The sequence below is a fragment of the Pedobacter sp. 05L430 genome (assembly GCF_056397585.1).
Genome location: NZ_JBFTNT010000535.1, coordinates 1 through 1,347, shown reverse-complemented (window position 1 = coordinate 1,347; position 1,347 = coordinate 1). Strand labels below are relative to the sequence as shown.

Annotated in this window: 2 protein-coding genes; both read left to right on the top strand. The window is 34.4% G+C overall.

Translation table 11 applies throughout. The features are described 5' to 3' along the window. Positions 1–616: TetR/AcrR family transcriptional regulator (locus tag AC1DG9_RS27135; protein WP_477635702.1), on the top strand; the 616-nt coding region annotated here is incomplete at its 5' end. Between the two features lie 55 nt (positions 617–671). Continuing rightward, on the top strand, positions 672–1,347 hold a 676-nt coding region (locus tag AC1DG9_RS27130; protein WP_477635701.1), incomplete at its 3' end, for a TolC family protein.

The following is a 1,347-nucleotide window of genomic DNA, read 5'->3' as shown; positions in this document are numbered from 1 at the left end:
GAGTAAGAAAACAAAGATAGAAGCCGACAGCAGCACTGAAGAAAAGATTAAAGCAGCAGCAAATATTGTTTTTACAAAAAAAGGTTACTCTGGTACTCGTACAAGGGATATTGCTGAAGAAGCCGGTATAAACCTTGCGTTGCTGAATTACTATTTCAGAAGTAAAGAGAAGTTGTTTGATATTGTAATGATGGAGAACATACAGCAGTTTTTAATGGGGATAAGAGGACTATTGAATAATGAGGCATTTAGCCTAACAGAAAAGATTTCACTGGTTGCCGAAAACTATATCAATTTATTAAGAGAGCAACCAGACATGCCATTATTCATTTTAAGTGAAATAAAAGCTAACCCCGAAAAACTGGCTACAAATATGAATGTTAAAGAGATTCTGCTTAAATCTCATTTTTATCAGCAGTTAAACGAAGCCCTAAATAGTAAAGCTAATCCCCTGCATTTTATTATAAACATTATCAGTTTAACGGTTTTCCCTTTTGTAGCCAGTCCCCTACTTAAAATTATAGGAGAATTAAAACAAGAAGATTTTGATAAAATGGTTGAAGAAAGAAAAAAAATGATTCCTGTTTGGATTGATGCGATGCTAAAAACCCATTAAAATTTTTTGTTCAGAGATTAATCAAATGATTAAAACAAATAAATAAACAGTAGAAATGAAATCTATATTTTTCACCACCATCATTTGTTTTGTGTTTTACCAAACGAATGTGCAAAGCCAGGAAAAGCTTTCAATTGAAGAATGCTACAATCTGACCCGCCAGAATTATCCATTGGTAAGGCAGTCGGAATTGATTTCAAAAACTGCAGCCTACTCTATTGAAAACGCTGCAAAAGGGTATCTTCCACAATTTAATATTAGCGGACTGGCCAGTTACCAGTCTGATGTAACAAAGATTCCAATTCAAATTCCAGGAACGAATATTCCTCAACTCAGTAAAGACCAATATCGTTTAAGTGCCGAAGGAACTCAAGTCCTATTTGATGGTGGGGTTATCAGACAACAAAAAGAAGCGATTGGCATTAATGCCTCGGTTGAAACTCAGAAACTTGAGATTGAGCTATACAAATTGAAAGAACGAGTAAATCAGTTGTTCTTTGGCGTATTGTTAATAGATGCCCAACTAAAACAAAATGAATTACTTCAAAAAGATATTCAGCTTGGCATCGATCGCGCAAAAGCTACTATAGCTAATGGAACGGCCTTTAAAAGCAGTTTGAATATCCTTAAGGCCGAATTACTCAAAGTAACCCAAAAAAGTATAGAGCAGAAATTTACACGCAAAGGATATATAGATGTGCTGAGCTTATTTATTAATAAAACACTTACAG